Here is a 6,123-nt window from a genome sequence, read left to right on the forward strand (position 1 = left end):
CACCTTCGGGTGGCCTTTTTTATTGGCGCGCCCATGGCCGAGCGGTGTTTGACGCCTTCGCAGATAACGCCTGGAACTTCAGGTCTTGTCGTGGGCGTGTGCTGCAAGCCGTTCCAGCGCGGCCCGCAGTTTTTCGTCATCAATGCCTTGCGCCGTCTCGCGCAGGCTTTGTGCCGCTTGTTGCGACAACTCGGTGGTGTGTGTCGGGCGCGCGGGTGCGCCAACTGGTGGTTGCACCTGGAACTTGATGCGCTGCAGGTTGGCGAAGGCTTCCATGGCTCGCAGCGTTGTCAGCAGGCGCTTCTGCTGGTAGCGCAGACGCGTTGCCCAATGGCCGTCCGTCACCACCAGGAGCAGACAGCCATCGCGCCAGGAGGCCACATGGCAGTGTGCCCTGGCAGCGGGCTGCAACTGGCTTTCCAGCAAACGCTGCAGGTGCTCGAGGCGCTCGGCCTGGTTGAGCAGCAGGCGCAGCGGCCTGGCCTGGCGCAGCAAGGCGGCGGGTGGCTGGGCAGAAGGGGGTTTGTAGGCCATCGGAGTACGCATGAGGTTACAAGATTGGCAGTCTAACAGATGCCGCCAGGGCCGTTGCCTGTGCCGGACGCTTTGCCGGCAGCACCGATCCCGGGGGCGGTGCAGAGGGTGCAGGCGCAGGCCCGCCCGCGAGGACGCCAAACACGTTTCATCTCTGGCCGCCTTGAACTTGAGGAAAATGTCCCTATGTTAGAGAGGCCCCGTTTAAAGCGCTGTGCCAGCATCGTGGAAATCCACCACTTTCCTCACCAACGTTTCCGGGTAGAATGCTCGTTCGCATGCGGCCCAAGGGCTGCACGGGCGACTCACGGGGCCGCCCTCCATCCCTAAGTGTGGAAGATCCTGCCGATATGTTTGCGCCTTTGTTAAAAAAACTTTTTGGAAGCAAGAACGAGCGTGAAATCAAGCGCATGCTCAAGACGGTCAGCACCGTCAATGCCTTCGAAGAGAAGATGGTGGCCCTCTCCGACGAGCAACTGCGTGGCAAGACCGCAGAGTTCAAAGAGCGCCTGGCCAAAGGCGAAACCCTCGACCAGTTGTTGCCCGAAGCCTTCGCCGTGGCCCGTGAGGCCGGCAAGCGTGTCATGGGCATGCGCCACTTCGATGTCCAGCTGATCGGTGGCATGACCCTGCATGAGGGCATGATCGCAGAAATGCGTACCGGTGAAGGCAAGACCTTGGTCGGTACCCTGGCGGTCTACCTGAATGCGCTGTCCGGAAAGGGCGTGCATGTGGTCACGGTCAACGACTACCTGGCTCGCCGTGACGCCAACTGGATGCGTCCGCTGTATGAATTCCTCGGCCTCAAGGTGGGCATCGTCTCGGCCTTCCAGCCGCCGGAAGAAAAGCGAGCCGCCTATGCTGCCGACATCACCTACGGCACCAACAACGAATTCGGTTTCGACTACCTGCGCGACAACATGGCGTTCAGCCAGGACGAGAAGTTCCAGCGTGAGCTGAACTTCGCCGTGATCGACGAAGTCGACTCCATCCTTATCGACGAAGCGCGTACCCCGCTGATCATCTCCGGTCAGGCCGAAGACAGCTCCAAGCTGTACATCGAGATCAACCGCCTGATCCCGCGCCTGAAGCAGCACATCGAGGAAGTCGAAGGCCAGGTGACTCAAGAGGGTCACTTCACCATCGACGAGAAGAGCCGCCAGGTCGAGCTCAACGAGGCCGGTCACCAGTTCATCGAGGAGATGCTCACCCAGTCCGGCCTGCTGGCCGAAGGCGAGAGCCTCTACTCGGCCCACAACCTGGGCCTGCTCACCCATGTCTACGCGGGCCTGCGTGCGCACAAGCTGTTCCACCGCAACGTCGAGTACATCGTCCAGGACGGCCAGATCCTGCTGATCGACGAGCATACCGGCCGTACCATGCCGGGCCGCCGCCTGTCCGAAGGCCTGCACCAGGCCATCGAGGCGAAGGAAAACCTGAACATCCAGGCCGAGAGCCAGACCCTGGCTTCGACCACCTTCCAGAACTACTTCCGTCTCTACACCAAGCTGTCCGGCATGACCGGTACTGCCGATACCGAAGCGTTCGAGTTCGCCCAGATCTACAACCTCAACGTGATGGTCATTCCGCCGAACAAGCCGCTGGCACGGAAGGACTTCAACGACCTGGTCTACCTCACCGCCGACGAGAAGTACGCGGCGATCATCGCCGACATCAAGGAAAGCATGGCCAAGGGCCGTCCCGTCCTGGTGGGTACCGCGACCATCGAGACCTCCGAGCACATGTCCAACCTTCTGCAGAAGGAAGGCATCGACCACAAGGTCCTGAACGCCAAGTACCACGAGAAGGAAGCCGAGATCATCGCCCAGGCCGGTGCGCCGGGCGCCCTGACGATCGCCACCAACATGGCCGGTCGTGGTACCGACATCCTGCTGGGCGGTAACTGGGAAGCCGAAGTCGCTGCCCTGGAAAACCCGACCAGCGAGCAGATCGCGCAGATCAAGGCCGACTGGCAGAAGCGCCACCAGCAGGTGCTGGAAGCCGGTGGCCTGCACGTGATCGCTTCCGAGCGTCACGAGTCGCGTCGTATCGACAACCAGCTGCGTGGCCGTGCCGGCCGTCAGGGCGATGCCGGTTCGAGCCGCTTCTACCTGTCGCTGGAAGACAGCCTGATGCGTATCTTCGCCTCCGACCGGGTGAAGAACTTCATGAAGGCGCTGGGCATGCAGTCCGGCGAAGCCATCGAGCACCGCATGGTCACCAACGCCATCGAAAAAGCGCAGCGCAAGGTCGAAGGTCGCAACTTCGACATCCGCAAGCAGCTGCTCGAATACGACGACGTGGCCAACGAGCAGCGCAAGGTGATCTACCACATGCGCAACAGCCTGCTGGCTGCCGAGAACATCGGCGACACCATCGCCGAGTTCCGCAAGGAAGTGCTCGACGCCACCATCAGCCAGCACATTCCGCCGCAGTCGCTGCCCGAGCAGTGGGACGTGGCGGGCCTTGAGGCCGCGCTGTCGAGCGACTTCGCCATGAAGCTGCCGATCCAGCAGTGGCTCGACGAGGACGATCACCTCTACGAGGAGACCCTGCGCGAGAAGCTGCTGAACGAGATCACCACTGCCTACACCGAGAAGGAAGACCAGGCCGGCATCGACGCCCTGCGCACCTTCGAGAAGCAGATTCTGCTGCGCGTGGTGGACGACCTTTGGAAAGACCACCTGTCGACCATGGATCACCTGCGTCACGGTATCCACCTGCGCGGCTACGCCCAGAAGAACCCGAAGCAGGAGTACAAGCGCGAGTCGTTCACCCTGTTCCAGGAGCTGCTCGAGTCGATCAAGCGCGACACCATCCGTGTGCTCTCGCACGTCCAGGTTCGCCGCGAAGACCCTGCCGAAGAAGAAGCCCGCCTGCGCCGCGAGGCCGAGGCACTGGCCAGCCGCATGCAGTTCCAGCATGCCGCAGCCCCAGGTCTGGAAAGCGAGCAACTGAGCGAGGAGGGCGCCGAAGTGGCTGTAGCCTCTGCGCCCGTTCGCAACGAACAGAAGCTGGGCCGCAACGAGCCGTGCTGGTGTGGTTCGGGCAAGAAGTTCAAGCATTGCCATGGTCAGATCGAGTGATTCGATCCGTCACCTGACATCTACAGGGCCGCTTGGCGGCCCATTGCGGCACAAGGCCGCTCCCACAGGCATCGCACAGAACCTGTAGGAGCGGCCTTGTGCCGCGATGGGGCGCAAAGCGGCCCCGCTTTTCGCAACTCATTCATTTTCTAGGAGCGCTCCAATGGCTGTCGGTCTCGGTCCCCTGCCTACCCTGCACCCGGTTCCCGGTTTCGAACTCGGCATCGCTTCGGCGGGCATCAAGCGCCCTGGGCGCAAGGACGTGGTGGTGATGCGCTGCGCCGAAGGCTCCAGCGTTGCCGGCGTGTTCACCCTCAACGCCTTCTGCGCCGCTCCCGTAATCCTCTCCAAGCAGCGCGTGCAGGGCACCGTGCGCTACTTGCTGACCAACACCGGTAACGCCAACGCCGGTACCGGTGCGCCGGGCCTGGCCGCCGCCGAGCGCACCTGCGCCAAGCTGGCCGAGCTGACCGGCGTGCCTGCCGAGTCCGTGCTGCCATTCTCCACCGGGGTGATCGGCGAGCCGCTGCCGGTCGAGAAGATCGAAGGTGCGCTGCAGGCTGCGCTGGACAACCTTTCGGAAAACAACTGGGCCGAAGCCGCTACTGGCATCATGACCACCGACACCCTGCCCAAGGGTGCCAGCCGTCAGTTCCAGCACGACGGCGTCACCGTCACGGTTACCGGGATCAGCAAAGGTGCAGGCATGATCCGCCCGAACATGGCCACCATGCTCGGATACATCGCCACCGACGCCAAGGTCGCCCCGGCTGTGCTCAAGGACCTGATGCTCGACGGTGCCAACAAGTCGTTCAACCGCATCACCATCGATGGCGACACCTCGACCAACGATTGCTGCATGCTGATCGCCACCGGCAAGGCCAACCTGCCGGAGGTGACCGAGGCAAGTGGCGCGCTGTTCGAAGCGCTGAAGAAGGCTGTGTTCGATGTGTGCATGGAAGTGGCCCAGGCCATCGTCCGTGATGGCGAAGGTGCCACCAAGTTCGTGACCGTGCAGGTCAATGGCGGCGGGAATCATCAGGAGTGCCTGGATGTCGGCTATGCCGTCGCTCATTCGCCGCTGATCAAGACTGCACTGTTCGCCTCCGACCCCAACTGGGGCCGCATTCTGGCTGCCGTCGGCCGTGCAGGCGTGCCGGAACTGGACGTCAGCCTGATCGATGTGTACCTGGACAGCGTGTGCATCGCCAGCAAGGGCGGTCGCAGCCCGAGCTACACCGAAGAGCAAGGTTCGGCGGTGATGGCCCAGGAGGAGATCACCATTCGTATCGAACTGGGTCGCGGCCAGTGCAGCGAAACCATCTGGACCACTGATCTGTCCCACGAGTACGTGAAGATCAACGCCGAATACCGTACCTGATCCACCCAAGGCCGCTGCCACAGGCTCGAAGGGGACCTGTGGAGCGGCCTTGTGTCGCGATGGGCTGCGCAGCAGCCCTGAATCCAAAGAGCAATGGAGCCGAACCATGAGCTATCACCTGATCATCGGCGACAAGCTGTATTCTTCCTGGTCGCTGCGCGGCGCCCTGGCCCTGGAGCTGGCTGGCGTCGGTTATGACGAGACACTGATCAAACTCAACCAGCCTGATACCCGCAAGCGCATTCTCGAATTCTCGGCCACCGGCAAGGTGCCGTTGCTCAAGACCGAGCACGGCGTGATCGCCGACTCCCTGGCCATCGCCGAATACCTCAACGAACAGCACCCCGAGGCGCAGCTCTGGCCGGTTGATGTCGCTGCGCGTGCCCAGGCGCGCTCGGCGTGTGCGCAGATGCACAGTGGTTTCTTCGCCTTGCGCGGTGCGATGCCGTTCGATCTGTCGCGCGATCAGGCGTTGGATTGCGTGCCGCTCGAAGTGCAGGTCGATATCGACCGCATCGTCGCCTTGTGGGGCGAGTGCCGCCTGATGGCCAAGGACGGCGGCCCGTTCCTGTTCGGACGGCCTACGCTGGCCGATGCTTTCTTCGCCCCGGTGGCGGTGCGTTTGCGAACCTACCGTGTGCAAGTGCCCGCGCAGGCTGCGGCGTACATCGAAACGATCTACAACTGGCAGGCCTTCCAGGCCTGGCAGAAGGCGGGCTTGATGGAGTGTAACGGGTGAAACGGATCCATGTAGTTGCAGCCGTCATTCGCGGCGTCGACGGGCGCATCCTCATCGCGCGCCGCGCCGATACTCAGCACCAGGGCGGTCTGTGGGAATGTCCCGGCGGCAAGGTGGAACAGGGCGAGGGCGTCGAGGCCGCACTGGCCCGTGAGCTCCACGAGGAGCTGGGTATCGTCGTCAGCGCCTCTCGGCCGCTGATCAAGGTCAGCCATGACTACTCGGACAAGCAGGTGCTGCTGGACGTGCGCGAGGTGTCGGCTTTCACCGGCGAGCCCCATGGCGCCGAGGGCCAGCCATTGGCGTGGGTTGCTCCGCGAGACCTGGACCAGTATGCATTTCCCGAGGCCAATAAACCGATCGTGGCGGCCACGCGCCTGCCG

At 62.9% G+C, this 6,123-nt stretch carries 5 protein-coding genes; 4 read left to right on the forward strand and 1 reads right to left on the reverse strand.

The genetic code is table 11. The features are described from left to right. Positions 1-78: 78 nt before the first annotated feature. Entirely contained in the window at positions 79-534 is a 456-nt protein-coding gene (locus VA602_RS07365; protein WP_063546007.1) for a DUF721 domain-containing protein, read from the reverse strand. 350 nt (positions 535-884) lie between these two features. On the opposite strand from VA602_RS07365, the gene secA reads away from it, so the two are divergent. The 4 genes from secA to mutT form a co-directional block, all read left to right on the forward strand. Then, positions 885-3,620 (forward strand): preprotein translocase subunit SecA, encoded by a 2,736-nt coding sequence (secA, locus tag VA602_RS07370; protein ID WP_054894016.1) that lies wholly within the window; start codon positions 885-887, stop codon positions 3,618-3,620. A 163-nt stretch (positions 3,621-3,783) separates the two neighbouring features. Then, entirely contained in the window at positions 3,784-5,001 is a 1,218-nt protein-coding gene (gene argJ, locus VA602_RS07375; RefSeq protein WP_054894017.1) for a bifunctional glutamate N-acetyltransferase/amino-acid acetyltransferase ArgJ, read from the forward strand. A gap of 106 nt (positions 5,002-5,107) precedes the next feature. Continuing rightward, positions 5,108-5,740 carry a glutathione S-transferase family protein gene (locus tag VA602_RS07380; protein ID WP_323452877.1) on the forward strand — a complete coding sequence of 211 codons (633 nt, stop codon included), beginning with the start codon at positions 5,108-5,110 and terminating at the stop codon, positions 5,738-5,740. After that, positions 5,737-6,123: 8-oxo-dGTP diphosphatase MutT (gene mutT / locus VA602_RS07385; protein WP_323452878.1), on the forward strand; the 387-nt coding region annotated here is incomplete at its 3' end. The genes VA602_RS07380 and mutT, both read left to right, overlap by 4 nt.

The organism is Pseudomonas machongensis (assembly GCF_034961125.1).
GTDB lineage: Bacteria > Pseudomonadota > Gammaproteobacteria > Pseudomonadales > Pseudomonadaceae > Aquipseudomonas > Aquipseudomonas machongensis.

Coding starts and splice junctions, on each gene's coding strand:
- VA602_RS07365 (WP_063546007.1), bottom strand. CDS start 534: ATGGCCTACAAACCCCCTTCTGCCCAGCCACCCGCCGCCTTGCTGCGC.
- argJ (WP_054894017.1), top strand. CDS start 3,784: ATGGCTGTCGGTCTCGGTCCCCTGCCTACCCTGCACCCGGTTCCCGGT.
- secA (WP_054894016.1), top strand. CDS start 885: ATGTTTGCGCCTTTGTTAAAAAAACTTTTTGGAAGCAAGAACGAGCGT.
- VA602_RS07380 (WP_323452877.1), top strand. CDS start 5,108: ATGAGCTATCACCTGATCATCGGCGACAAGCTGTATTCTTCCTGGTCG.